This window comes from Bacillus sp. BS98 (genome assembly GCF_008432245.1).
Classification (GTDB): Bacteria; Bacillota; Bacilli; order Bacillales; family Bacillaceae_G; genus Bacillus_A; species Bacillus_A toyonensis.
Genome location: NZ_CP043830.1, coordinates 1185469 through 1210119, shown reverse-complemented (window position 1 = coordinate 1210119; position 24651 = coordinate 1185469). Strand labels below are relative to the sequence as shown.

25 protein-coding genes, 2 pseudogenes and 2 other annotated features are annotated in these 24651 nt (G+C 36.4%); of the genes and pseudogenes, 7 read left to right on the top strand and 20 right to left on the bottom strand.

The window, feature by feature from the left end:
- The first annotated feature begins 13 nt into the window (after nucleotides 1–13).
- Entirely contained in the window at nucleotides 14–436 is a 423-nt protein-coding gene (locus tag F0362_RS06365) for a hypothetical protein (RefSeq protein ID WP_000336278.1), read from the top strand.
- Nucleotides 437–482: 46 nt separating this feature from the next.
- On the opposite strand, the gene F0362_RS06360 is transcribed toward F0362_RS06365, so the two are convergent.
- Together F0362_RS06360 and F0362_RS06355 are read right to left on the bottom strand one after the other, a co-directional pair.
- Nucleotides 483–1718 carry a TcaA 3rd/4th domain-containing protein gene (locus tag F0362_RS06360; RefSeq protein ID WP_001099924.1) on the bottom strand — a complete coding sequence of 412 codons (1236 nt, stop codon included), beginning with the start codon at nucleotides 1716–1718 and terminating at the stop codon, nucleotides 483–485.
- Nucleotides 1719–1737: 19 nt separating this feature from the next.
- Nucleotides 1738–2523, bottom strand: a complete 786-nt coding sequence (locus tag F0362_RS06355) for a zinc ribbon domain-containing protein (RefSeq protein ID WP_000650065.1) — start codon at nucleotides 2521–2523, stop codon at nucleotides 1738–1740.
- A gap of 201 nt (nucleotides 2524–2724) precedes the next feature.
- Here F0362_RS06355 and F0362_RS06350 point away from each other — a divergent pair, with 201 nt between their 5' ends.
- A complete protein-coding gene (locus F0362_RS06350) occupies nucleotides 2725–3558 on the top strand; it encodes a hypothetical protein (RefSeq protein ID WP_000397501.1) in 834 nt (277 codons plus the stop codon).
- A gap of 26 nt (nucleotides 3559–3584) precedes the next feature.
- On the opposite strand, the gene F0362_RS31365 is transcribed toward F0362_RS06350, so the two are convergent.
- The 16 genes and pseudogenes from F0362_RS31365 to trpE form a co-directional block, all read right to left on the bottom strand.
- A complete protein-coding gene (locus F0362_RS31365; RefSeq protein WP_225989269.1) occupies nucleotides 3585–3707 on the bottom strand; it encodes an IS3 family transposase in 123 nt (40 codons plus the stop codon).
- A gap of 54 nt (nucleotides 3708–3761) precedes the next feature.
- Nucleotides 3762–5399 carry a glucosaminidase domain-containing protein gene (locus tag F0362_RS06340; RefSeq protein ID WP_000472905.1) on the bottom strand — a complete coding sequence of 546 codons (1638 nt, stop codon included), beginning with the start codon at nucleotides 5397–5399 and terminating at the stop codon, nucleotides 3762–3764.
- 491 nt (nucleotides 5400–5890) lie between these two features.
- Nucleotides 5891–6310, bottom strand: a complete 420-nt coding sequence (locus F0362_RS06335; protein ID WP_001084723.1) for a YxiG family protein — start codon at nucleotides 6308–6310, stop codon at nucleotides 5891–5893.
- Nucleotides 6311–6379: 69 nt separating this feature from the next.
- Complete coding sequence (locus F0362_RS06330) at nucleotides 6380–6556, bottom strand: hypothetical protein (RefSeq protein WP_000509719.1); 177 nt, start codon at nucleotides 6554–6556, stop codon at nucleotides 6380–6382.
- Nucleotides 6557–6662: 106 nt separating this feature from the next.
- A complete protein-coding gene (locus F0362_RS06325) occupies nucleotides 6663–8108 on the bottom strand; it encodes a cell wall-binding repeat-containing protein (protein WP_149889695.1) in 1446 nt (481 codons plus the stop codon).
- 494 nt (nucleotides 8109–8602) lie between these two features.
- Nucleotides 8603–8938: pseudogene (locus F0362_RS06320) on the bottom strand (RHS repeat-associated core domain-containing protein); the annotation flags it as partial.
- Between the two features lie 41 nt (nucleotides 8939–8979).
- A complete protein-coding gene (locus F0362_RS06315; RefSeq protein WP_001128599.1) occupies nucleotides 8980–9663 on the bottom strand; it encodes a DUF2278 family protein in 684 nt (227 codons plus the stop codon).
- A gap of 91 nt (nucleotides 9664–9754) precedes the next feature.
- Nucleotides 9755–11254 (bottom strand): L-lactate permease, encoded by a 1500-nt coding sequence (locus F0362_RS06310; protein ID WP_000996237.1) that lies wholly within the window; start codon nucleotides 11252–11254, stop codon nucleotides 9755–9757.
- Between the two features lie 114 nt (nucleotides 11255–11368).
- Nucleotides 11369–11728, bottom strand: coding sequence for a DUF4029 domain-containing protein (locus F0362_RS06305; RefSeq protein ID WP_000946157.1), 360 nt, complete (start codon nucleotides 11726–11728; stop codon nucleotides 11369–11371).
- Between the two features lie 74 nt (nucleotides 11729–11802).
- Nucleotides 11803–12579 (bottom strand): tryptophan synthase subunit alpha, encoded by a 777-nt coding sequence (gene trpA, locus F0362_RS06300; RefSeq protein WP_000537846.1) that lies wholly within the window; start codon nucleotides 12577–12579, stop codon nucleotides 11803–11805.
- Nucleotides 12580–12582: 3 nt separating this feature from the next.
- Nucleotides 12583–13776, bottom strand: a complete 1194-nt coding sequence (gene trpB / locus F0362_RS06295; RefSeq protein WP_001105049.1) for a tryptophan synthase subunit beta — start codon at nucleotides 13774–13776, stop codon at nucleotides 12583–12585.
- The gene (locus tag F0362_RS06290; RefSeq protein ID WP_149889694.1) at nucleotides 13773–14387 is read right to left on the bottom strand and encodes a phosphoribosylanthranilate isomerase; all 615 of its coding nucleotides are present in this window, start codon (nucleotides 14385–14387) and stop codon (nucleotides 13773–13775) included. The genes trpB and F0362_RS06290 overlap by 4 nt, the downstream gene beginning before the upstream one ends.
- Nucleotides 14384–15145 carry an indole-3-glycerol phosphate synthase TrpC gene (trpC, locus tag F0362_RS06285; RefSeq protein WP_000536706.1) on the bottom strand — a complete coding sequence of 254 codons (762 nt, stop codon included), beginning with the start codon at nucleotides 15143–15145 and terminating at the stop codon, nucleotides 14384–14386. Before trpC ends, F0362_RS06290 begins: the two co-directional genes overlap by 4 nt.
- Nucleotide 15146: 1 nt before the next feature.
- Nucleotides 15147–16172, bottom strand: coding sequence for an anthranilate phosphoribosyltransferase (trpD, locus tag F0362_RS06280; RefSeq protein ID WP_001099644.1), 1026 nt, complete (start codon nucleotides 16170–16172; stop codon nucleotides 15147–15149).
- Nucleotides 16169–16756 (bottom strand): aminodeoxychorismate/anthranilate synthase component II, encoded by a 588-nt coding sequence (locus tag F0362_RS06275; RefSeq protein ID WP_000636350.1) that lies wholly within the window; start codon nucleotides 16754–16756, stop codon nucleotides 16169–16171. Before F0362_RS06275 ends, trpD begins: the two co-directional genes overlap by 4 nt.
- A complete protein-coding gene (gene trpE, locus F0362_RS06270) occupies nucleotides 16753–18171 on the bottom strand; it encodes an anthranilate synthase component I (RefSeq protein WP_002105514.1) in 1419 nt (472 codons plus the stop codon). The genes F0362_RS06275 and trpE overlap by 4 nt, the downstream gene beginning before the upstream one ends.
- A gap of 51 nt (nucleotides 18172–18222) precedes the next feature.
- Nucleotides 18223–18467: a binding site (T-box leader), on the bottom strand.
- Nucleotides 18468–18509: 42 nt separating this feature from the next.
- Nucleotides 18510–18747 (bottom strand) — a binding site (T-box leader).
- Nucleotides 18748–19207: 460 nt separating this feature from the next.
- Between trpE and putP the strand changes: the two genes are divergently transcribed.
- Both putP and F0362_RS06260 read left to right on the top strand, forming a co-directional pair.
- Entirely contained in the window at nucleotides 19208–20686 is a 1479-nt protein-coding gene (gene putP / locus F0362_RS06265) for a sodium/proline symporter PutP (protein WP_000107200.1), read from the top strand.
- Nucleotides 20687–20844: 158 nt separating this feature from the next.
- On the top strand, nucleotides 20845–21243 hold the full coding sequence (locus F0362_RS06260; RefSeq protein ID WP_000878713.1) for an Ig-like domain-containing protein: 399 nt from the start codon (nucleotides 20845–20847) through the stop codon (nucleotides 21241–21243).
- Nucleotides 21244–21267: 24 nt separating this feature from the next.
- On the opposite strand, the pseudogene F0362_RS06255 reads toward F0362_RS06260, so the two are convergent.
- A pseudogene (locus F0362_RS06255) lies at nucleotides 21268–21662 on the bottom strand (PH domain-containing protein).
- 77 nt (nucleotides 21663–21739) lie between these two features.
- Nucleotides 21740–22651 carry a DMT family transporter gene (locus tag F0362_RS06250; protein ID WP_000808239.1) on the bottom strand — a complete coding sequence of 304 codons (912 nt, stop codon included), beginning with the start codon at nucleotides 22649–22651 and terminating at the stop codon, nucleotides 21740–21742.
- 203 nt (nucleotides 22652–22854) lie between these two features.
- On the opposite strand from F0362_RS06250, the gene F0362_RS06245 reads away from it, so the two are divergent.
- From F0362_RS06245 to F0362_RS06235, 3 genes are all read left to right on the top strand, one after another.
- Nucleotides 22855–23586, top strand: coding sequence for an alpha/beta hydrolase (locus F0362_RS06245; RefSeq protein WP_001076855.1), 732 nt, complete (start codon nucleotides 22855–22857; stop codon nucleotides 23584–23586).
- A 93-nt stretch (nucleotides 23587–23679) separates the two neighbouring features.
- Complete coding sequence (locus tag F0362_RS06240; protein ID WP_000765873.1) at nucleotides 23680–24198, top strand: YjcG family protein; 519 nt, start codon at nucleotides 23680–23682, stop codon at nucleotides 24196–24198.
- A gap of 1 nt (nucleotide 24199) precedes the next feature.
- Entirely contained in the window at nucleotides 24200–24622 is a 423-nt protein-coding gene (locus F0362_RS06235; protein WP_000543300.1) for a GNAT family N-acetyltransferase, read from the top strand.
- Nucleotides 24623–24651: the final 29 nt, after the last annotated feature.

Here is a 24651-nt window from a genome sequence, read left to right as displayed (position 1 = left end):
AGGTGAAACATACATGTGCCCTGGCCTTCTCGCTCAAACTCCAGATGAACCGCAAGAACCGAAAGCCGCCACGCCACTTGACCAAGAATTTTCCATTAACGCAACCATATACAGCGCTCGTGCTTGGTTATCTGACAACGATACCTACGCACAAGATATTTGGAAAGGCACTCGCTTCGCTTCAGCATCACATGCTGGTAAATCTATATTTCCAAGTGGTACTATTAAAGTTATTAACTTATCTGCAGATACAATAACGGTTACTACATCAGGAGATTCAGATCATAATCTCAAAACAGTCGTAGCACCCTATTCTGAAGTAGCTTTATCACCTAGTTCTTTATCCGCCGTACAGGCTAGTACATCAGGAAAAGCAAGTAAAGTCACATTTCTCTTTCACATCTTTTTCTCAAGAGATCCTGGTCCAGCTAAATAATCATAGAAAAGGTACAGTAATACACACTGTACCTTTTTCACGAACGCTATTCTCTTGATTTAATCAATTCAACATTATAAGCTTCAATATCCGTTAGCTTTCCTGTAAAATACGGATTTTCTCTGTACCAAGACTGTTTTGAAAAATACGCTTGCATATCTTTCGTTTGAAATATATTTCCATGTCTTGCGTATATTTCGTTTCTAGCAATTTTCAACTGTTCTTTCGTTACATACGTTAAATCTGCATTCGTTAATTTTCGAATATCACTATCAGGGAAGATAAAACCATTGTATACATACCCAGTCGTAGGTGGCGGAGTAACATTGTAAACGACTGTTTTTTCTACGCTTTTCTTTTCGAATGGAAGGTTATAAGCCGAAAGTGCTGTTACCGTTTCTACTTTTGTTGTTTCCCTTCCGCTTTCTCCATTGCGTTCTAAATAAATCGTCGCACTTCCATCAGTTGCTACGGGACCCCACGTAATTTCTTCTCCGGTCAATGCGGTAACTGGCTTTTGATTCACATATAATGTCGCACCAGGCGCGTTCGTTTGAACTGTAATATATTGCCCTTGCAACGTTAAATCTATCGTTACATTATTTTGACTTTGTTTCATAAGTACAACTTTTTCCTCGCGTGATAGTTTTACATAGTCATTTTTATATTCCACTTGAAACACTTGAGCTCCTGGAAGAAATGGTCCATATTGCTTCTGAAAATTTTTGTCTTCTGTCTTATCGATTTCTTTTCCGTTCATTTTTAAAGATGCACCTTTTTCATTTGAAAGCAAAGTCGTATAATACGTCCTTGCCTTCAATTTATATCGATCAAATATAAAGTAATGTTTCCCGTCTTTCGTTAAAGAAAAATCCGCTCTTTCAATTCCGTCCCCTTGCTTTTCACCTTGCTTTAAATATTGTTTCAATTCATTCACGTAAGACGGATTTTCTTTTATATATGAAAATAGAGGCTTGAAACTCTCTCTCGTTACAATAACCGATGGGTCATCTGTTGTAATAATCTCAGCTAATTTTTCTCCATCTCTCTCTTGTAAAATCGTAATCATCCGGTCTACTTGTGCCACCTGCGTATAATACGATGATCCATACAAATACAATCCAACAATCGCTATAACAAGTAGTGCTAAAAATGTAATGCCAATTTTTGTACCGCTCCCCATTTTCTTCTTCACTACTGGAATTTCTCTCTTGGTACCGCAGTTTTGACAAAATTGCACACCATCTACAAACTGCGTTCCACACTTTGTACATACATTCATCCATTCAACCACCTTTGCATTAGAAGCCAGTTAATCCCTGTGTAAAGGCTTGAATTACAGTGCTAATGTAAGACCAAAGTACAATAAATGTTACGATTCCAATGAAAACATTTGCGATAAGAAGTGTGTAAACAAGATCTAATCCGCCATTATCTAATTTTAATATGGCTACAATTATACTAATCCCTATATAAGTTGTAGCTAACGATAATAATATCGGTAAGAAAAAGATTAATAAGAAACTAAAAAGAAAAGTAAGAACTAATATAGCAATAACCGGCGTTGCTATCGTTCCCCATATGCCGAATACTTCAAGAAACGAAAAAGAGGATTTCATCATCTTACCACTTATAAAAATAATGAATCCAACAAACAAAGTTAAAATTAATAAAAAGAAAAATACCGTTACAGATTCTCCAAAAAATGTAGGAGTATATACTTCTGGCACTAGCGTTCTCGTAACAGCTGCACCAGCACTCATCATTCTATAAAAAATACATGCTCCTAAAAAACAAATAAGAACAAGACTGACAATTCCATTTCGCACTTCGACATTGCCACTTTGCATAATCGCTGTCGGTGCTTGAAATGCCTGTTTAAAAAACCGAAAATAGCCACTCGTAAACCGCTTTGCTTGCTCTACCGTTTCATTTGGACGAGTTTCCTTCGCTTGCTCTGCATGCGATGATTGCTGATTTTCTTCTTGGACACCACTTGCTACTACTTCTTCGGTTAACGAATGTCCACAATTCCCGCAAAACTTTGCTTCTACTGCATTTTCTGTATGACATGCTGGACATTTCACGCTCTCATCCCTCCTTAAGCATATATCTTATAGGATGTTACAAGTTCAATATATGACTTTGGACATAAAACATGACTACAAGAAACAGATTATGAAATCCTGCTTTTGAAAGAAAATATATAGACTAGTAATCTAGAAAAATAATGCTATTATGAAACAGAGCAACTAAAGTGAAACTTTAAACAGATTGGATGAAAGGCAATGGAATTTGTAAACTCAATTTTTCAAATACTCCTTACAAGCGTGATCCAGTTATTTTCTTTAATTGGAGTCATCATTGTAATCGGATTTCTATTAGGTTATTTAGAATCTCTCACACGAATGTATTGGTCGAGGGCTTTCGGAAGAAAAGGATTTCTTTTGACTGCGTGGATTGGTGTTCCTATTCATGAACTTGGACATGCCATTATGTGCGTACTATTTCGTCATAAAATTGTAGCAACGCAGTTCTTCCCAACAGATACGAGCCAAGGTGCGTTAGGTTACGTACAACATCAATACAATCAAAAAAGTGTATATCAACGAATTGGGAATTTCTTCATTGGAATTGGCCCTATTATTTCTGGTATTACTGCATTAATCCTTTTCATGCGCTATTTCGTACCAGAGTCATATTTTTTATTTAATACAACTCTCGAAAAGACGATTGCATCTACTTCTATTACTTTAGAAATGGTTCAAAACATGCTCTTGTCGACGTTCGTATTATTGAAAAGCTTATTTACAATAAACAATTTATTGAACCCTTCCTTTTGGTTATTTTTATTTATCGCTATTTGTATTTCTGCACATATCGCTTTAAGTAAACCAGACATTAAAGGATCCATTGACGGTGTCATCGTCATGTTTATCGTATTGTTTTTATTTAATATAATAGCAGAACTTTTTCAGTACGACAGTAACCAACTCATTGGGAAAGTAATGAAATATAATATGTATCTCATTGCATTTTCTAGTGTGGCACTGCTGTTCTCTTGTATTTCTACACTTGTTAGTTTTGGGTTTTATAAAATAAGAGGAGGGCGTTCATTGTGAAATGCCCCCGTATTAAAAAAGCGCAACTAAGCAACCTGAGTTCTATATTTATATGGACTCAGGTTATTTAATTTCTTTTGAAATCTTTGATAGTTATACAGGTGCATATATTTGCGCACAGCAACTTTAACCTCATCAAACCTATTAATAATTTAAAACATATAAAATACCCCTTTTAGCTTTTTCTAAAAGGGGTATTTTATTTACATATTTAATCCAGCTTTTAATACCCAATATTTATTTCCATTCATTGTGAGTGAGAATTCAATCCATCCGTTTGGATCTTCACGATAAATAAATACAGGTGTACCCGTTGCTAATGTACCTTGATCATTTTTCGTAACTGACTGACTTTTAATTGTACCATCAAATGGATATGGTACAACGTAATAGGAAGTAGCTAGTTTAACAGTTTTTGTCGTTCCTTGTGAATATGTTTTATATGGAATATCACTTGATAGGGCGTCGACATTTAAAGAGTTTGGATTTTTAGGTAATTTTTTCGCATATACATAATCTTTTTTCTGGAAAGGTTTAATACGTTCCATTATTTTTACGATTTTAGCAGACCACTCTTGATCTGTTGAATACATGACATTCATGCCTTTTAATGTTGGTCCGTTAAAGTATGATCCGTTTGCTTCTAAGTACTTTTCTCTTACGTAGTTTGCGTTATAAGAAATACTATCACCGAAAGTTGGTAAATATTTCGCATACTTAAATGGATCAGCATCGTAAGCACGTAACCCAAATAGGTTATGTTTACGATATGCAATTTCAGATTTACCATATCCCGATTCTAAAATAGCGTGTGCAGCTAAATAAAGAGCATTGACACCATGTTTAGCTTGAGCTTCAACAAAGTCATTCCCATGTCCAATTAATGGGCTGTCTGGATGATATTTTTTAATATTAGCATCAATTTCTGCACCAGTCACATTTGAAGCGTACGTTAAATCAAGATCTAAATATGTGGTAGCAGTGATGTTATTTTCAGGAGTCCAAGCACCGCTCTTGTCGAAATGGTACGTCGTTCCATTGATTGAAGCAGTTCCAGTTTGCATCATACCGTTGGATTGCAAATAATACCATGTATCGCCATCTTGTAGCCAGTCCGTCTTCATTGCACCATTATTTTGTAAATAGTACCAACTTCCATCTATAAATGACCAACTCGTTTGCATTGCTCCACTAGCGTTTAAATAATACCACGTATTATTCACTTGCAGCCATCCGATTTTCATTGATCCATCATTTTGGAGGTAATAACGGTTGTTTCCATCTTGTAGCCAACCAATTTTCATTCCGCCACTTGAATTTAAGTAATACCACTTATTATTATCAAGAAGCCAGCCAGTTTTCATAGAACCATTAGAATTTAAATAATACCAAACTCCTTGATTTAATAGCCAACCCGTTTGCATTGCTCCGCTAGCGTTTAAATAATACCAAACTCCTTGATCTAATAACCAACCCGTTTTCATAGAACCATTAGAATTTAAATAATACCAAACTCCTTGATCTAATAGCCAGCCAGTTTGCATTGCTCCACTAGCGTTTAAATAATACCAAACCCCTTGATCAAACAGCCAGCCAGTTTGCATAATGCCGCTTGAATTTAAGTAATACCATTTATTATTATCAAGAAGCCATCCTTTTTTTATAGTGCCATCTGGATTGAAGTAATACCATTTCCCATTTTGTTGAACCCATCCAGATTGTTTTACAGCATTTACATTTACAGTTGCTGTATTAGAAGTTGTTACAGTTTCAGCTAAACCTGTTATAGGAATAGAAATTATACTAGATGTTAAGACAATTGCTGCAGCTTTTTTAAACATTTCTTCCTAGTACTCCTTTTATTAATTTTTTAGTTTAATAGTTATCTAACTACTATTGTAACAAGGAAGACGAAAAAAACAACTATAACATTGTAGATATTTAATAGTATAATATTCGAATTATTAATATTGAGTTTTTAGGGGGAATTTATAAAGGAACATGTTCATAGAAGGATTGGAAAAAGTTGACTTGTAAAGTCAGCTCGTTAGTTTTTATTGTACATCTTCTTCTTTTTTAATAAGAGGGTGCTGCAAAACCCTCTTATTATTAATAAATTTGATGCTTACTCTCCATTATAAATTTATATACTACACTCTAATTACTCAAAGAAAATGTTAAATCACATTGTTTTTAATTCTAGTTTTGTTCCAGCTTTTTGCATTCCCTGTTTTAAGTGCTTTTTATTGGACGGAGGTGTGTTGGCAAGCTTGTAATTTTTTGCCCCTAAACGATACCCAGCTCCGAACGAAATAACTATACTAAAAAACAACTACATTTTAAGATTAATCACTTTACCATTAAGAGAAAATTGTTTTGCTTCAACTAACAAAATAGAATCCCAAATCTCTATTATAATATTTACTCCTGTGGAATATTTGCTACTCCATTCTTTCTCATTTTGTAAACTCAATTTAACTTCACTCAGATTTGGATCTTCATAATAAATCGTTGTTAATTCTAAATAATCTACTTTTTCTCTATCATAAAATGCAAATCTACGCTTTTCATCATCTTTAACATAATAAAACGATGACACTTCTATCAATACTAATTTATAATCTTTTATCACTCCGTTATCAATTACCTGCAATGTAAATTTAATATTATCATTTAACAAATCTATATGTGTCTCTAAAATGGTAGCGCCCCATAAATCATCTAATATAGACTGTATATTAATACTATTCATGTAGCTTTTCATCCTTTTCTAACGTTTTTTATTTAATGTATGACGTATTTGCTTATAAGACTTTCTTAATCAATTAACACGTGATTTGCCTTTGTATCCTTTATAAGCACTATAGCCACTTATCGCTACAGGAATAAGCCAAGGTGCCTGTCCATCTGGATTTGTCAGCATCACTGGATTATTATCACCATACGTATACCCATTCTGCGTTACAGAGGCATCCTCTTCACCCAGATCATGCCCCATACAAAATCCCTTCTTTACTTTATTATATATTTTTCCCATTCCTGTTAGTTCTCATAAAAAATACAAACCTTTTTAATGAGGTTTGTATTTTTTATCTACTATTCAGTTATCTTGTCTTTGTCCATACACCGTTTGCATCTACCCAGTATTTGCTATCAACCCACGTATTTTTGCTCATTTTTCCAGTAGGTGGGAAGAAAGAATACCACTTACCATCTATCTCTTTCCAACCTGCTGCCCTTACTCCATTTTCATCAAAATAATACTTTTCACCCTCAAGAGAAATCCACCCTATTGCCATCGAAGCATCATTTTGCAAATAATAGCCCTTACCATTATTGAACACCGAACCTATTACCGCTTCACCTTTTGTATTAAAGTAGTACCATTTTCCACTATCTTGTAGCCACCCAGTTACTTTTACACCTTTCTGGTTTAAATAATACAGTTTACCGTTTTCTATTCTCCATCCTGTTTTTCCATTCTTCCAGTCAGACATCATTTCACCGTTTTCTTTAAAACCATACCATTTACCATCAATGAAATGTTTTCCTACTGCCATTGCACCATTAGAGTGTAAGTAATACCAATTTCGATCTTTTTGTAACCAACCGGTCACCATAGAACCACTAGCGTTTAGATAGTACCATGTATTATTTACTAATATCCAATCTGTCGCCATGGAGCCTTCTGCATTTAAGTAATACCAATGACCGTTTACTAACGCCCATCCTTTCATCATGGAGCCACTTTCTTTCAGGTAATACCACTTGCCATCTACTAGCGTCCAACCTGTTTTCATTGCTCCATCTGCACTTAAGTAATACCACTCACCATTTACTAACGTCCAACCTGTCACCATAGATCCGTTTTCTTTCAAGTAATACCACTTGCCATCTACTAGTACCCAACCTGTTACCATCATTCCGTTGTCATTCAAGTAGTATTGTTTTCCATTTCCCTTAAACCAACCTGTCACAAATTCCAATTTTTTCTCATCAAAATAATACCAGTGTCCTTGTGTTTCTCCATATTCCTTGAAATAATTCCAACCAACTACTGGCTCCAATAACGTAATGTTACCACTGCTCAGTTCTTCCATGCTTTCTCTCTCTGAGCTATCTCGTGGCTCATGAACGTTAGAGTTATATGCTATTAAGCCCAAAACTCCTGAATGGATCATATCAATTTCCCAAGTTCCAACCTGCTCAAAATCAAAATAAGTATTTAATACACCTTCATACAAATCTGTTTCCGAATTATATTTTAAATTGACATACTCATAAACTTCTTCTTCCTCTTCATCTAAATAAGGAAGGATATACTTGATGCTTATATCAGAACCTATGCCATTTGGATTATTAACCTTGACGGTAACTTTCACTTTCATTTCATTACCAAAAGAAACCTCACTTGGCGTTACATGAACACTATCGATCCAATCACTCTTGTTTTCTGATTCTGCACCAACTTCTTTACTAAACACCACACTCATCATAACCATGACTACAAGCATCATCGCTTGCATCAAAATTTTCTGCCTCGTACCCATATATATGTAGCCTCCTGCATCCATAAAATTGTGACTTTCAGGGTGGAAAACAGACAAGTCTAGAATAATATAGTAAACTCCCAAACTATCTTACCATTCTTTTTTATTATCCATTAAAAACAGAACATCCGTTCAATCCCCTTACATAAATTAAAGGATAAGAATAAAAAAAACAAGATAGATTTTACATGTAGAAACACTTTCATTTGTAATTACGAAAATATTCCTACAATTCCTCGTAAATCATTTACAGACTACCCCTATATCCCTTATATTAAAAGTAACCATATGCAAATACTACACAATGTGTAAAAATCACTTAATAAATCATACATGTGACAAAGGATTAGAAAGGACTTATAAAGAGTAAAAAGTAGTGACCATGAATTCTGATCCTATCAAAAACCTTTTATAAGTTATCATTTTCAATCATTATGAAAAATACCACTATTAATAATTCATGAACAGTTTCTATGCCTTCAATAGCGATCACCATACATAACAATTTCTTTATCATACATGTATCCCGCGTATCCAAATGGATCCTCTGCTGCGATACCTTTTGCGTCACTCTTTAATACGTTCCCCCATGCATCATATTCATAGTTTACGACAACTTGTCCATTTGGGTCTGTCATCGCTACTACGTCACCACTTGGGTTGTAGTGATAGAATAACGTTTGTCCTTGTGCTTTCATTGCTAGACGAACGCCGGCCATTGAGTATACATATTGACGAAGTACGTTTCCACTACCATCTGTCTCGTATAACGGATTAATACTGTCACCATCGTAGAAGTAACGTGTGATTTTTCCATTTACTTCTTTTTCGAAACGAAAAGAGCTCGTTCATGTCGAACGAGCTCTTTTCATCAATTATTTTTCTTATAATTACAATTCTCAACCGGAACACGAGCATGCCCTTCTTCATCCGTACACCATGACTGCGACTGGAATGCAAGAAAGATACCGATCCATTCTTCTTCCTTTTCAAAATGAATGAGTATTCCTCCGTCTTGCCATATACCATCATCACCTTGCCATTTTTCTACATTTCCTTGATTCATATGAATATCATGTATACCGTTTCCTGGTTCAAAATGAAAGTAAGAATCGGGTGTATTTTCTTCTGGCCCCCATCTTTCACCGAACGCGTAAATAATCGTACTTTCTTCTATCGCTCGCTTTATATACCGCTCAATTTTTTCATTTAAATCATTATCAGCTCCTGCTTTTTCAGGTGGTAAAGGGATCATTTGATTTGAGTCAAATAGATTTCCTCTTACATAATCTAAAGCTACTTTCGGTTCATTGTTTTTTATTTCTGTAAAACCGAATGGTAATGTCGGTAAAATATGAATCGCCTCTGACCTAATATTGTTACTCGCAAAATATAAAACTTCCGACGGATAACTTTGCGATTTCACGTTAATTGCAATACGATAATCTACTCCTGCTTCGCCTTGTAAATGAACTTGATAATGAGGTGTTTTCCCTTTTCCAATCTTTGATTGTATAACTGTACCTTTTAACACACCGTAGTTTTTTAGGGGCATACATTTCATCTCCTATTCATTTAGTAGAAGCTTTTCATACTTAAGGCATTATCCATATAAAAAGAAAATCCTCCTTTTTCAGGAGGATTTCTTATTTTCTCAACATATACCAAAAAATAACCTCCACCACTACAAGTAACACCGCACCAAAGATCATTAACGTCGTCTTCTTTAATAGTTCATTTTCACGATACGGGATATTACATAAATAAGCACCTAGTGTAATGCGTGATGGACAAGCGATTGTCGCCACTGACGATGCGGTGTTTTGAAGTGTTGTGACGTATTGCCACGGGAGTGCTACGTTTTGTGCTGTTTGCATTTGTAGTTTTATAAACATCGCATTTGATCCTGCGTTACTACCTGTTAAAAAACCACCGATACCACCGATGAACGGAGCAACGAAAACGAAAAAGGTACCAAATGTTTCACCAGCTGTTTTTGCGAGTAATGAATGCATACCAGATGCACCCATTAGTTCTGAAATGGCGATAAACATCGTCGTCGTAATCGCAAAAGGAATCCATTGTTTTATCGTTTGCAAGAGTGATTGTTTCATAATATGCGATGGAATGCGGAAGAAAATAATTGTAAATAAACAAGTCATGCCGAGCCAAAAACCTGGTGAATATAGCATTTCTAATTTGTAAGAATATGATTTTAAATCAAGGACTGCATATGATCTGAACAAATCATGTAATGGTGGAACGAGGCGAGAAAGTAAAATACAAACTGTTAAGAAGATATAAGGGCTAATAATTTTTATAATGGATACTTCTCTCTCCGTTGCCGCAGCATGTTCTGTTATAAAGGTTTGCTCATTTTTCCCTTTTAGTTTAATGATAAGAAAGCCAAATGCAATGGTAACGATAGAACTTAATATACCTGCTAGTTCAACACTTACGTATGCGTTAGAAAGATAGATTCCGAGAGAAAATAATAGAAAGAATCCTATCCCTTCCTTCCACTTTTCTATAACTGCCTGAAAGCCACCGACAACGTATAAAGAAAGGATGATAAAATATGCGAAAATCGGTATGCTTAATAATGCTGTATTTGTACCAAGAGTTGTGAGCGGCATATTTATAAGCTGCGAACCGATAATCGTACCAGTTGCCATTGCGCCCCATGAACTTGCAAGTAGACCGATAAACGAAAGTAGCACAGCTTGAAACGGTTTATAACCGAGAGAAAGAAAAATAGGAGCTGCAACCATAAAACCAATACCGAATCCACTTACTGATTCAATTAGTGGACAAATACCAAAGCACATAAGAAGCATTTGTAATAAGCGATCATGAGTAACTTCTTCCAGAAAACGCGCTACTTGATCGATGTACCCCATTTTGTTCATGAGGTGAAATAAAAAAATACCGAAAAATAAAACGTACCCGACAATAAAACAAATTAACCAACCTTTAATCGTTGCATGCACAGTTTCACTTATCCTTAATTGAAACGTTGGAGAGAATAAAACGATTCCAACAGACACCGCATAAGAAATTAATGAGGACCTTAATGACGTTTGTTTAAATAAAAATAAACAAATGAAAATCATCATAATGGGGATAAGTGCCAACAATATGGCCATGTTATCATCTCATTTCGTTAAAAATACAATTTTTAACTATTATATAACAGATGTAATATTTTTCAATTGTTTTTACAACAGAATCAAAAAGAAGCCGTTTGGCTCCTTTTTGATTCACTCCCATTTTCTATTATCCTCAAAAACCGTCTGCTGTCCGATTATTTTTCCTAACACAACAAACACAATGTAGGCACATATCGCTTGCAGTACAATATTCCCAAGTTTCATTAATGAAAATGAATAAATCCATTGAAATAATTCATTTAATAATACAATCGAAACGATACTAAATAGTTCTATACTAATTGAAAATATACATACTTCTAAAATAGATTGCTCTTGAATCCGATTTAAGTTGGAAAAGATGAATACATACCCTACAAATAGAGCCATCAACTCTATTTTCGTCATGCTAATAAGCCAAGCGTACAGTGGTACAGTTAAAAGAAGATATAGTAGTTTACGTCTTAGCATGCTTTCTCACCCTCTGAATTATATGTATTTTCTGTATATTTTAACATTTATTACGCAAAACAAAAAGAAGAGACTTACGCCTCTTCTTTTTGTTTTGTCGCCTGTATTAATTCACATATTTCTTCTCGTTTTTCATTTTCTAACAGCTCAATAACTTTACTTCCAACGACAACTCCGTCACATATTGTAATCATTTCTTCTACATGTTCCTTTGTTGAAATACCGAACCCTGCCACTACCGGTAAATGTGTATGTGATTTTACTTTTTCTAAGTAACTATGAATCTCACCTTTAAAGTTTTGACGTACTCCTGTTACGCCCGCTACTGTAACGGCGTAGACGAATCCTTCTGATTCACTCGTAATTTTTTCGATTCGCTCAATTGGGCTCGTTACTGTAACGAGTGGAATTAGCGCAATGTTTGCCTCTCGAAGTAACGGGGCAATAATATTTTGTTCTTCATACGGTAAGTCTGGAACGATAATACCGTCCACACCTGCCTCTAAGCATCTCTCAATGAATTGTTCTTTTCCGAATGCGAGTACTGGATTTACATATGTCATGAGTACAAATGGAATTTGCACTTCTTCCCTTACTTCTGCTAACGCTTGAAAAATGCCTTTTACTGTTACGCCGCTATCTAGCGCTCGTTTCCCTGCTCTTTGAATCGTTGGACCATCTGCGACTGGATCTGAAAATGGAATACCAATTTCAACGATGCTTGCTCCTGCTTCGTCTAGAAAACGAATTCTTTCTTTTAACTTTTCAAGTCCACCATCTCCGCCCATTACGTACGGAATAAATGCTTTTTTACCATTTTCAAATACTGCTTTAATTTTTTCTACTCCCATTTTTTACACCTCTTCCATATAACGTTTTATACTCTCTACATCCTTATCACCGCGGCCAGATAAACAAATGACAAGCCCTTCGTCCTTCTTCATTTGCGGCGCTAATTTTAATGCATATGCGACAGCATGCGAGCTTTCTAAAGCCGGAATAATCCCTTCTTTTTTCGTTAATAATTGAAATGCTTCTAACGCTTCATCATCAGTAATGGAATGATAAGAAACGCGGCCAATATCTTTTAGCAAGCTATGTTCTGGCCCAACACCTGGGTAATCAAGTCCTGCTGAAATAGAGTGTGCTTCTTGAATTTGTCCTTCTTCATTTTGCAGAAGGTACATCATCGATCCGTGTAAAACACCAACGCTTCCTTTCGTTAAAGTCGCTGCGTGCTGTTCTGTATGAACGCCTTTCCCTGCTGCTTCTACGCCGTAAAGAGCGACTTCTTCATCGTGTACGAACGGATAAAACATGCCCATCGCATTACTACCACCGCCAATACAAGCAACGACTGCTTCTGGTAACTTTCCTTCTAACGCCTCATATTGTTTTTTCGTTTCTTTCCCAATTACACTTTGGAAATCACGGACAATTTGTGGGAATGGATGTGGCCCGAGAACAGATCCCATAATGTAGTGCGTATCATGCACATGTGAAACCCAGTAACGAAGCGCCTCGTTTACCGCATCTTTTAATGTTCCGCTACCTGCCGCTACACTTTCTACTTTCGCTCCGAGTAATTCCATTCGAAACACATTTAATTTTTGACGTCTCACATCTTCTTCCCCCATAAAGATGACGCATTCTAATCCAAGTAGGGCACATACAGTAGCGGTTGCCACTCCGTGTTGTCCAGCCCCTGTTTCAGCGACAACTTTTTTCTTGCCCATTCGTACTGCAAGAAGTGCCTGACCAATTGTATTGTTAATTTTATGAGCTCCTGTATGGTTCAAATCTTCACGTTTTAAATAAATCTTTGCACCGCCGCAATACTTCGTCATATTTTCAGCGAAATAAAGCGGTGTTTCTCTTCCGACGTACGTTGTTAAATAATGATTTAATTCCTTTTGAAACGCTTCATCTTGCATCGATTCTTTATATGCTTCTTCTAGTTCTAATACAGATTGCATTAACGTTTCTGGAACGTATCGTCCTCCGTATATACCGTAGTGGCCTTTTTCATCTGGATATGCGTAGTTCATTTGGAACACTCCTTCGCTTTTTTAATAAATTGTTTTATTTTCTTTAAATCTTTCTTTCCTTCTGTCTCCACTCCGCTACTTACATCGACCATATACGGCTGAATAGTTCGAATCGCTTCTTCTATATTAAGAGCGTTTAATCCACCAGCTAATATCGTTTTCTCTCGCAACTCTTTTGGCATATGCTCAAGTAGTGCCCATGAAAATTTCTTTCCATTTCCTCCGCGAAACTTTTCTTTCGGGCTATCAAACAATATATAATCCGTTTCATATGTTTGAGCGTTTTTCATATCAGCCTCTGAAGTTACTCCTAGCGCTTTTATAGACGGAATATTCAATCTTTTAATTTGATGATTATCTTCATCCCCATGTAGTTGCACATGCGTTAACCCGCATTCATCTGCAATTTTCTGGATCTCTTCTACTGATTCATTTACGAAAACACCGATTTTTAATACGTTTGCTGGAATCTCCAGAATGATTTCTTTCGCTAGCCTTGGAGTGATTTTCCGCTTACTTTCTGCAAAAACAAATCCGAGTGCATCAACTCCGTATTCACAAGCACGGTTTGCCGTTTCAACATCAGTGATGCCGCAAATTTTCACTTTCATATGTTCACCTTACAATCTTCAAAAAAGGTACGAATAGAAGATGATGTCATGAGTGCTTCTCCAACTAATACACCTTTCGCTCCAGCTCGTTTGACACGAATAATATCTTCTTTTGAATGAATCCCGCTTTCACTAATCCAAAGTAATTTCTCCTCGTTTAATCGTTTTCCAAGTTTTTCTGTTTGGCTTAAATCGACTTCGAATGTTTTTAAATTACGGTTGTTAATACCGATAACGTGCGGATTTAATTGGATTGCAATTTCTAATTCCTGTTCATCATGAACTTCAACGATCGCTTCTAATCCTTTTTCTAGTACGTAGCTATAAAGCTCTTTTAACTTTTCTTTCGTTAACGCCGCTACGATTAATAAAATAAGATCTGCACCAGCTTCATACGCCCTATCAATTTGGATTTTATCGATTATAAAATCTTTGCATAAAAGCGGAATGTTACTTTCTGCTCTTGCAGTTTGTAAATCGTGAAACGATCCTTTAAAAAATTGACCGTCTGTTAAAACCGAAACTGCTCCTGCACCGCATTCTTCATAAGTTTTCACTTGTTTTCGTACATCAACGTGTACATTAATATCTCCTTTTGATGGTGATGCTCGCTTTACTTCTGCAATGACAGTAAATTGCTCTAAAGCTTTTACGAGTGAGTATGTTTTTCTTTTTTCATTCCCTGGTGTATATGTTTCATATAACTCCGCAACTTCTTTTTTCTTCTGCTCTACAATTTTGTCTAAAATCGTCCCCACCTTAATTCACCCTTTCTAATTTTTCGTTGCTTGCTGTAATTAATAAGTTTAGTTTGGCTAATGCTTTTCCAGAGTCAATGCTATGTGTCGCTAGTTTAATTCCCTCTTCAATCGTTTCCGCTTTTCCGTTTGCGAAAAGAGCGAGCCCTGCATTTAATAAAACGGTATCGCGGTAAACACTCTTTTCTCCATTTAATACGCCGAGCGTAATCTTTGCATTTTCTATTGAATTCCCGCCTCTAATTTCTTCATTTTTCACTTTTGAGAAACCATACTTTTCCGGATCGATACTCATTTCTACTATTTCATTATCTTTTAAAAGGGCTACGTGATTTTCTCCCTGTAATGATGCTTCATCTAAAAAACCACTTCCATTTACGACAAGCGCTTGTGTCCGCCCTAACTTCTGTAATACTTGCGCAACTGGTAATAACATATCTCGTTTATAAATACCGACAAATTGTGTTTCTAAGTTAACAGGATTCGTTAAAGGCCCAATTAAGTTAAAGATTGTCGGCACATTTAATTCTTTTCTTATTTTCATAATGCGCCTTAATGCTGGGTGCATCGCTGGTGCGAATAAGAAAGCGATACCGACATGCTCTAGTAAATAATCAATTTCGCTTGGCGTACTGCTAATATTTACACCGAGTTCTTCTAATAAATCCGCACTTCCTGTTTTACTAGAAACAGCACGATTACCATGCTTTGCCACCTTTACACCTGCTCCTGCTAGTACGAATGCCGATGTTGTACTTACATTGAACGTTTGGGCACCGTCACCACCTGTTCCGCAATTGTCCATCGCGCCTTCTATATGGTTTGAAAACGGCAATGCTTTTTCACGAAGAGCACGAACGAGGCCATATATTTCTTCTGCTGTTTCACCTTTCGCTTTCAGTAATACTAAGAAAGCTGCTACTTCACTTTCCAATATGTTGTCACTTAATAAAAGAAGTCCCGCTTCATACATTTCTTCTTCTGTTAAATGTTGTCCCTCCACTAATTTACGAAGATAGGTATTCATACTCTCTCCTCCTCTTTTACTTCTCCTAAAAAAGCACGTATTAACTTTCCGCCTTCTTCTGTTGCGATTGATTCTGGATGAAACTGTAACCCGAAAAGCGGATAATAATTATGACGAACCGCCATTATTTCTCCATCATCCATAGCATTTGCTAACACATCAAAACATTGTGGTAAACTCGCTTGCTCTGCAACAAGTGAATGGTAGCGCATCGCTGTTAGTGGCTGCGTCACGTACGAAAAGATTGACGTTCCGTTATGTTTCACACACGATGTTTTTCCGTGTTTAATGTGCTCCGCTCTTACAATTTCTCCTCCAAATGCCGATATAATTGCCTGATGGCCGAGACAAATCCCTAATATGGGAACGTTCTTATAGAAATGACGAATAACTTCGATACAAATACCAGCATCTTCTGGTTTTCCTGGTCCTGGTGAAAGCACAATTCCTTTTGGATTCATCTCTTCTAACTGTTCTATCGTTATTTGATCATTTCTTACGACTACAATTTCTTCTTCGTATTCGCCTAACAGTTGGTACAAGTTATATGTGAACGAATCGTAATTATCGATGAGTACAATCATTTCATTACCTCCAAAAGCGCCCTCGCTTTATTTAACGTTTCTTCATATTCAGCTACCGGATCTGAATCGTAGACGATACCTGCTCCTGCCTGAACATATGCTTTTTCATCTTTTACAGCCATCGTTCGAATGGCGAGCGCCATATCAAGATTTCCTGAGAATGAAATATATCCAACAGCTCCGGCATATACATTTCTTTTTTCATGCTCTAACGTATTGATAATTTCCATCGCTCTAATTTTCGGAGCTCCCGAAACCGTCCCCGCTGGTAAACAATACGCTAATGCGTCAAATCCGCTCATTCGTTTTCGCAATGTTCCGTAAACTTCAGATACAATGTGCATGACGTGAGAATATTTTTCTACTTTCATATATTTATCTATCGTCACAGATCCAATTTCACTCACTCTGCCAATATCGTTTCGTCCAAGATCCACAAGCATCATATGCTCTGCTCGTTCTTTCTCGTTTTCTAACAGTTCTTTTTCAATTTCCGCATCTTCCTGCTTTGTTTTCCCTCTCGGTCTCGTACCCGCAATTGGATTTGTCATCACTTTATCGTCTCTAACTGATAACAAGCTTTCTGGTGAAGAACCGAGTACAACATAATCTTGAAAATCGATATAAAACATATATGGTGATGGATTCGCAATGCGAAGCTTGCGGTATAAAGCGAAAGGATCACCTTTACACTCGCTTTGCAAACGCTGAGATAGTACGACTTGGAATATGTCCCCTGCTCGTATATGCTCTTTCGCCGTTTCTACCATCATGCAAAACTCTTTTTCCGTTATAGAAGAAGTGAATGATAATGTTGATTGTATTTCCTTTACTTCCGCTTCTTCTCCTTTTAGCACTTCTTCTTTGTATACTTGCAACCTTTCGTATACTTCTTCATAATCTGCTGAATTATCTTGCCCGCATACATATACAAACGACAACTTTTGGCGTAAATGATCGTAAACGATAAACTCACGATATAGTAAAAGGTGTACTTCTGGAATATTTAATGGATCGTGTAAATCTGCTCCAATGTTTTCATACTGCCGAATGACGTCATACCCTATATAACCAACTGCTCCTCCGCAAAATGGGAATGGGCTCTCTACTTGCGATGATGCAATTACCCCTTCTAACACTTGCAGTACGTTACCTTGCAACTTTTCTGTTTGCCCATGTGTCGTTCGTTCGACTTCCATACCAATGCTTTTCACTTCTCCATACGGATTACAACCTAAGTAAGAATAGCGCCCTTTATCTTGATGAAGCTGTGAGCTCTCTAATAAAAACTTCTTCTTCCCTGTCATACGTCTATATAAAGAAATTGGCGTAATGCTATCTCCTTCTTCTTCAGCGATTACTAAAAATGTTTTTCCTTGTTCTTTTTGCTTCATAAATTCCTCTTTTGTCATCATGCCTTTCACCTCACTCTGAAAAATAAAAAAGTCCCCTACATATCGAAATATGTAGAGGACGATAAATTTACCGTGGTACCACCTCATGTTGGACGCAAAAGCATCCCGCTTTATTCAGGTACAAAATATATACCTTATCCTTGTAACGGCGGAACCCGGGTTGCCTACTGAATAAAATTGTTCAGCATACCTCTCGTAAGCCCATTCCGTATATGGCACCGTACCGGGCTCCCACCAGTCCCCGACTCTCTAAAACGTCTCCAATATACGTACTCTTCTTACTTAAACGATTTAACATATTTAATTTTTTGTACACAAAAAGGGAGTACTCATCCTATAGAAAGGACGGGTACTCCCGTGGTGCCACCTTAATTCGTTACGAATGTAACGCACTTTACCGTATCAAAAACAATACGTGTCTCTTGTATCGATGAGATCATGTCGCCAAAGCCTACTTCTTTCGTTTCGGTTTGGAAGCTCCGAAGCCCATTCCACATCAATCCCATACTGATTCGCACCAACCATCAGCTCTCTGACATGTTCATCATGTGTACTCTTCTTCATCAACGCTTGCATTTTTTTAAGTTGCACTCATTATAGACTTAACTTTTTTCACAAGTCAATACTTTTTTCGAAAAAAATATTTTTCCCTTCTTTCAATATTATATTGACAAAACAACGTGTTTTTATGTAAATATAATAAATACTCTATTAAAATTAAGGTTTTTTGCTAGAAAGTCATATATCCCAAAAGTAAAGAACTGTCAAAAAACGCTTAAATTTCAGAAAATTCGTATTTGCGCATGGATTTTTCTGAATAATCATGATAGATTATAAAGTGAAACTTTAATCAGTGGGGGTTTTGTTCATCCCCGATTGATTATTAGCCTTCACCAATCGGGCATTTACGGGCAGTTGATCTCCCACCTAACTTCCTTGCCCAGTCAATTTTAACTTGTGGGAGTTTTACTGCCCGTTAATGCGGGATAAATATGCAAAATGCATCAAAAGACATGACAAAAGGAAGGGGAACTACATGAGTACGCAGATGTTAACTTTAACTTCTATCTCTATTTACATGCTCGGGATGTTAGTAATCGGCTATTTCGCCTACAAACGAACATCCAACTTAACAGATTATATGCTTGGCGGTCGTACACTAGGCCCCGCAGTAACAGCATTAAGTGCTGGAGCATCCGATATGAGTGGTTGGCTTTTAATGGGCTTACCCGGTGCAATGTTTAGCGTTGGATTAAGTAGTAGTTGGATTGCAATTGGCCTAACACTAGGCGCATACGCAAACTGGCTATATGTCGCTCCTCGCTTACGTACCTACTCTGAAATTGCAAACAACTCTATTACTATCCCAGAATTTTTGGAACACCGTTTCCACGACAAATCTCACATGCTACGCTTAGTATCTGGACTTGTTATTATGATTTTCTTTACTTTCTATGTAGCTTCAGGGTTAGTTTCAGGCGCTGTATTATTTGAAAATTCATTTGGTATGAACTATCATATTGGATTATTCATTGTAGCAAGCGTCGTTGTAGCTTACACATTATTTGGTGGTTTCTTAGCAGTAAGTTGGACAGACTTCGTGCAAGGAATCATTATGGTAGTTGCTCTTATTCTTGTTCCTATCGTAACAATTATGAATGCAAACGGACTTGGACCTGCATTTGATACAATTCGCTCTGTAGATCCAACACGTTTAGATATTTTTAAAGGTGCCTCCACTTTAGGAATGATTTCTTTATTCGCATGGGGCCTTGGTTATGTTGGACAACCTCATATTATCGTACGCTTTATGGCAATTTCTTCTGTAAAAGAACTGAAAAGCGCACGAAGAATTGGTATGAGCTGGATGATTTTCTCTGTTGTCGGAGCTATGTTTACTGGTCTTATCGGTATTGCCTACTATTCACAACAAGAGTTGACATTATCTAACCCAGAGACAATTTTCCTTGAGCTTGGAAAAATTTTATTCCATCCACTTATTACTGGATTTTTATTAGCTGCGATTTTAGCTGCAATTATGAGTACAATTTCATCTCAACTTCTCGTTACTTCAAGTGCTGTAACAGAAGACTTATATCGTACCTTCTTTAAACGCTCTGCTTCTGATAAAGAGCTTGTATTTGTCGGTCGTATGGCTGTTCTTGGTATCGCATTAGTTGGGTGCGCATTAGCGTTTAAACAAAATGATACGATTTTAGCTCTTGTTGGATACGCTTGGGCTGGATTTGGTTCTTCATTTGGACCAGCTATTTTATTAAGTCTATATTGGAAACGCATGACGAAATGGGGCGCACTTGCTGGTATGATTTCTGGTGCCGCTACTGTTATAATATGGACTCAATTTAAATTCTTAACAAACTTCTTATATGAAATGATTCCTGGTTTCACAATTAGTTTACTAGCAATCGTAATCGTTAGTTTACTAACACAACCTTCAAAAGAAGTTGAAGAGCAATTTGAGAATTTCGAAAAACAACATAGTGATAGTCTATAAAAAGAAATCTCTGCTGTTATCGTAACAGCAGAGATTTTTTTACAGTTCGACAATCTTCTTCTCAAATTTAACAAATTCTTTATGTTTCGTTAAATTTAACATAACACTACTCCTTTATAGTATTAGTATTAGCACTTATACAGAAAGGGGACTCCAACATGTTAGCAGCTTTCCAGCAACAACATATAAGAAAATTTTCACCTATTACAAATACTTCTGCTTCTCGTTTAAACATTCAACCTAATCCACCCAAAATTTCAATTGCTCCTTCTGTTATTTCCGTTATCGGTATTCATATGCAAAAAAATAAGTTGAAAATAAAAACTGGACAAAGTGCGGATTTATCAGCTTCCGTTTTGCCAATGCAAGCAGCAAATAAAGAACTTATTTGGACAAATATGAATTCTGACATCATTACCATATATCCAAAAGGAGATACGGTAACGATTACTGGAAAAAGTGCAGGAAGAGCAGTCGTAATTGTTACAACTGCTGAAGGAAAATTTCGTGACCTATGCGTCATTCATGTACAACCTTATATGACAAACCCAAAGTAAAAGAGTGGCTACGAAGCCACTCTTTTACTTTATTTCAATGTGGGGATTTTTACTTTTTACGAGATTGATGAATTGTTCTTTATCTTTAGGAGAAATAATCTCTGTTTTATGTACGCCGTAAACAATTTCAAGTCGATCGCATGATAATGCGTGAGCTGCTATTGGGTTTTTCGTATTTGAAATTTGTTTTATATCTCGTATAAATATACATTTTTTACGGGACCTGATCTAATAGTAATTGTTTCTTCCCCGACAATATATTTTGTTGAAAACCAACTCCAAATAAATACTATTGCCAATGGAATTGTAAAAAACAAAAGAAAATATTCTCTCCCTGCAAATATTGGAGTAAAACAGGCGCCTAAAATAATGAAAAAGATTGAATATAACCATGCGTCTTTTTTTGATGGAAATTCCACTACACTCCCCCCTTCTTCACCTAAATTTCTACAAAACAAAAAGAGAAGTATCTTAACTTCTCTTTTCTCCGCTAACATTATAAATCCTGTGTATACACTGGCTCGTTCACCACATTTTTTGCTGTTCTTTTTTGTTGCTGCAGTAAGAAAACAGATACACCAAACAATACGAGCGTGCTGCCGATAATTTGCATTGCGTTTAATTTTTCTCCCAGTAAGAAAAATGCTAGTATAGACGCCCCAACTGGTTCTCCTAAAATACTCATCGAAATTGTTGTTGCATTTACGTAGTTTAATAACCAATTATTAATGACATGTGACACTGTCGGTACAATCGCAAGTAAAAGAAAAACGGTCCAGTCCCACTTCGTATAACCTGTAAAAGGCACTTGCAGCACGATATTATAAATCCCCATAAAAATACCTGCGAATGCAAAAACTGTAAAGCTATAAATCCAGTGTGAGACTTTCTTTACTGTCGTTTGCCCGATAAATAAATAACCGACAACCGCTATTACACTTAAAAAGGATAATATATCTCCATAAATTGCTTGTTTACTTAAACCTAAATCTCCCCAACCAATACACATTACACCTAATATAGCGATACCCATCGTTGCAATGGCTGAGTAGGTTGTTCTTTCTTTAAATAGAAAAAAACCTCCAACTAAAGACACGATCGGTTGAAGTGCTAAAATAATTGTCGAGCTAGCAACTGTTGTATGCTTTAAAGACTCAAACCATAAAAGAAAATGTAGCGCTAAAAAGAATCCAGATCCAATTAAAAATCCCCAATCTTTTATTTGAATCTTCTGGAACTCTTCCCGCTTCTTCCAAACGATAGGCAGCATAATAAGTACAATAATCCATAAACGATACATACTTAAGATGGAAGATGGTGCTGAGGACATCTTTACAAAAACTGCTGCGAATGAAATAGCTATAATGGAAATGGCTAACGGTAGTGCAATTGATCTTTCCTGTTTCAAATTCTGTCTCCCCTCTCACCTGTCAAAAATCCCACTTCATTATATCCGTTTTCTTTCCTAACTTAAATACTAATTTTTTAGATTCTTCGTACCATTATGGTAAAATAGAAATTAAGGCACCTATTAGTGAATCGTTCTTTCATTTTCACTATAAGCGTCGCCCTTACAATCATTACAGTAAATTTTTATTTAGGGGGATCTACATGAATCAAACAATAGGGAGAATTGAGGAAATTTCATTTTATAGCGCATCACTTCAAGAAGATGTTACGCTTTTAGTTTACTTACCAGTAAATTACACGCCACTGCACAAACATACAGTTGTAATTGCACAAGATGGTAGAGATTATTTTCAGCTCGGTAAAGCACACCGTGTAATTGAAAGCCTTCGTGAAACTGAAGAAATTGACCGCACAATTATTGTCGGTATTCCATATAAAAACGTACACGATCGTAAGGAAAAATATTTCCCAAGCGATGTAAAGAATGCTGCTTACATTCGTTTCCTTGCTCACGAGCTTGCTCCATATATCGATGAAAATTATCCAACGTATCAAATGGGTAAAGGTCGCGTTTTAATTGGAGATTCTCTTGGCGGTACAGTTTCCTTTATGACTGCACTTATGTATCCGCATACATTCGGTAAAGTTGTTATGCAATCACCATTTGTTGACGAAACAGTAATGAACTTAGCAAAAGAATTCAAAGATCCACAGGCTTTAGAACTTTATCACGTCATTGGTACAGAAGAAACAGCTGTAAAGCGCACTGATGGGCAAGTATCTGATTTCGTAGAACCGAACCGTGAGCTTAATACTCTTCTTACAGATAGAAATTTCATCACGCATTACGAAGAGTTTGAAGGTAATCATACTTGGAAGTATTGGCAGGCTGACTTACCGAAAGCCTTCTCTCATATTCTATCAATGAAATAATAGAGAGCAGTGTTCAGAATAATTTGATATAATAGATAAAGAGATTTATTTTTCTCAAAATCTAACTAGACTTACAAAGGGAGGAATTGGAACATGAAATTAGGCATTGTAATTTTTCCATCTAAAATGATTCAAGATAAAGCGAACGGATTGCGTAAGCGTTATGATCCGCACTACGCATTAGTTCCGCCACATATTACATTGAAAACACCCTTTGAGACGCAAGATGAACAATTAGAATCGATTGTAAACGAGCTACATACAATCGCAAATAAAACGAACCCTTTCACCCTTCATGTCGGAAAAGTTGGTTCATTCGCACCTGTTAATAATGTTCTTTATTTTAAAGTAGAAAAAACACCTGAACTTACTTTCTTAAATGAAGAAATGCATAGCGGATTATTCACGCAAGAACGCGAATACGCTTTCGTACCTCATTTAACAATCGGACAAGGTTTATCAGATGCAGAGCATGCTGATGTATTAGGTCGATTACGTATGAAAGATTTCTATTATGAACAACCAATTGATCGCTTCCATCTTCTATATCAATTAGAAAACGGAACATGGACTGTACACGAAACATTCCACCTTGGAAAGGGGAACAACTAATTTGCACGCACAGATCGTACAAACAGACGAACAACTAAGAGATGCATTCTCTGTACGTAAGCAAGTATTCGTGAATGAACAACGCGTTTCTGCTGAAGAAGAGTATGATGAGTTTGAAGAAACATCAACACACGTTGTTATATATGATAATGATGTTCCAGTTGGTGCTGGTCGTTTTCGCACCATTGATGGAATAGGAAAAATGGAACGCATTTGCGTACTAGCTTCCCATCGTAAAAAAGGCATTGGAAAAATTGTAATGGATGCACTTGAAGCATATGCAAAAAAAAACTCGCTACCAAAATTGAAACTTCATGCCCAAACACATGCTGAAGATTTCTATAAAAAACTTGGATACGTAACGAGTTCTGATGTATTTATGGAAGCAAATATTCCTCACATCGTTATGATAAAAGAATTGTAATTTGAAAACAGGAGGTAGCCCCTCCTGTT

Bases quoted from the DNA above. Each gene is read 5' to 3' on its own strand.
- F0362_RS06365 (WP_000336278.1), top strand. From the start codon at position 14: ATGTGCCCTGGCCTTCTCGCTCAAACTCCAGATGAACCGCAAGAACCG.
- F0362_RS06260 (WP_000878713.1), top strand. From the start codon at position 20,845: ATGTTAGCAGCTTTCCAGCAACAACATATAAGAAAATTTTCACCTATT.
- F0362_RS06360 (WP_001099924.1), bottom strand. From the start codon at position 1,718: ATGAATGTATGTACAAAGTGTGGAACGCAGTTTGTAGATGGTGTGCAA.
- F0362_RS06310 (WP_000996237.1), bottom strand. From the start codon at position 11,254: ATGGCCATATTGTTGGCACTTATCCCCATTATGATGATTTTCATTTGT.
- F0362_RS06350 (WP_000397501.1), top strand. From the start codon at position 2,725: ATGGAATTTGTAAACTCAATTTTTCAAATACTCCTTACAAGCGTGATC.
- F0362_RS06275 (WP_000636350.1), bottom strand. From the start codon at position 16,756: ATGATTGTACTCATCGATAATTACGATTCGTTCACATATAACTTGTAC.
- F0362_RS06240 (WP_000765873.1), top strand. From the start codon at position 23,680: ATGAAATTAGGCATTGTAATTTTTCCATCTAAAATGATTCAAGATAAA.
- F0362_RS06335 (WP_001084723.1), bottom strand. From the start codon at position 6,310: ATGAATAGTATTAATATACAGTCTATATTAGATGATTTATGGGGCGCT.
- putP (WP_000107200.1), top strand. From the start codon at position 19,208: ATGAGTACGCAGATGTTAACTTTAACTTCTATCTCTATTTACATGCTC.
- F0362_RS06315 (WP_001128599.1), bottom strand. From the start codon at position 9,663: ATGCCCCTAAAAAACTACGGTGTGTTAAAAGGTACAGTTATACAATCA.
- F0362_RS06325 (WP_149889695.1), bottom strand. From the start codon at position 8,108: ATGGGTACGAGGCAGAAAATTTTGATGCAAGCGATGATGCTTGTAGTC.
- trpD (WP_001099644.1), bottom strand. From the start codon at position 16,172: ATGAATACCTATCTTCGTAAATTAGTGGAGGGACAACATTTAACAGAA.
- trpA (WP_000537846.1), bottom strand. From the start codon at position 12,579: ATGGGAGTAGAAAAAATTAAAGCAGTATTTGAAAATGGTAAAAAAGCA.
- F0362_RS06305 (WP_000946157.1), bottom strand. From the start codon at position 11,728: ATGCTAAGACGTAAACTACTATATCTTCTTTTAACTGTACCACTGTAC.
- F0362_RS06330 (WP_000509719.1), bottom strand. From the start codon at position 6,556: ATGGGGCATGATCTGGGTGAAGAGGATGCCTCTGTAACGCAGAATGGG.
- F0362_RS06245 (WP_001076855.1), top strand. From the start codon at position 22,855: ATGAATCAAACAATAGGGAGAATTGAGGAAATTTCATTTTATAGCGCA.
- F0362_RS06290 (WP_149889694.1), bottom strand. From the start codon at position 14,387: ATGAAAGTGAAAATTTGCGGCATCACTGATGTTGAAACGGCAAACCGT.
- F0362_RS06340 (WP_000472905.1), bottom strand. From the start codon at position 5,399: ATGTTTAAAAAAGCTGCAGCAATTGTCTTAACATCTAGTATAATTTCT.
- trpB (WP_001105049.1), bottom strand. From the start codon at position 13,776: ATGAACTACGCATATCCAGATGAAAAAGGCCACTACGGTATATACGGA.
- trpE (WP_002105514.1), bottom strand. From the start codon at position 18,171: ATGATGACAAAAGAGGAATTTATGAAGCAAAAAGAACAAGGAAAAACA.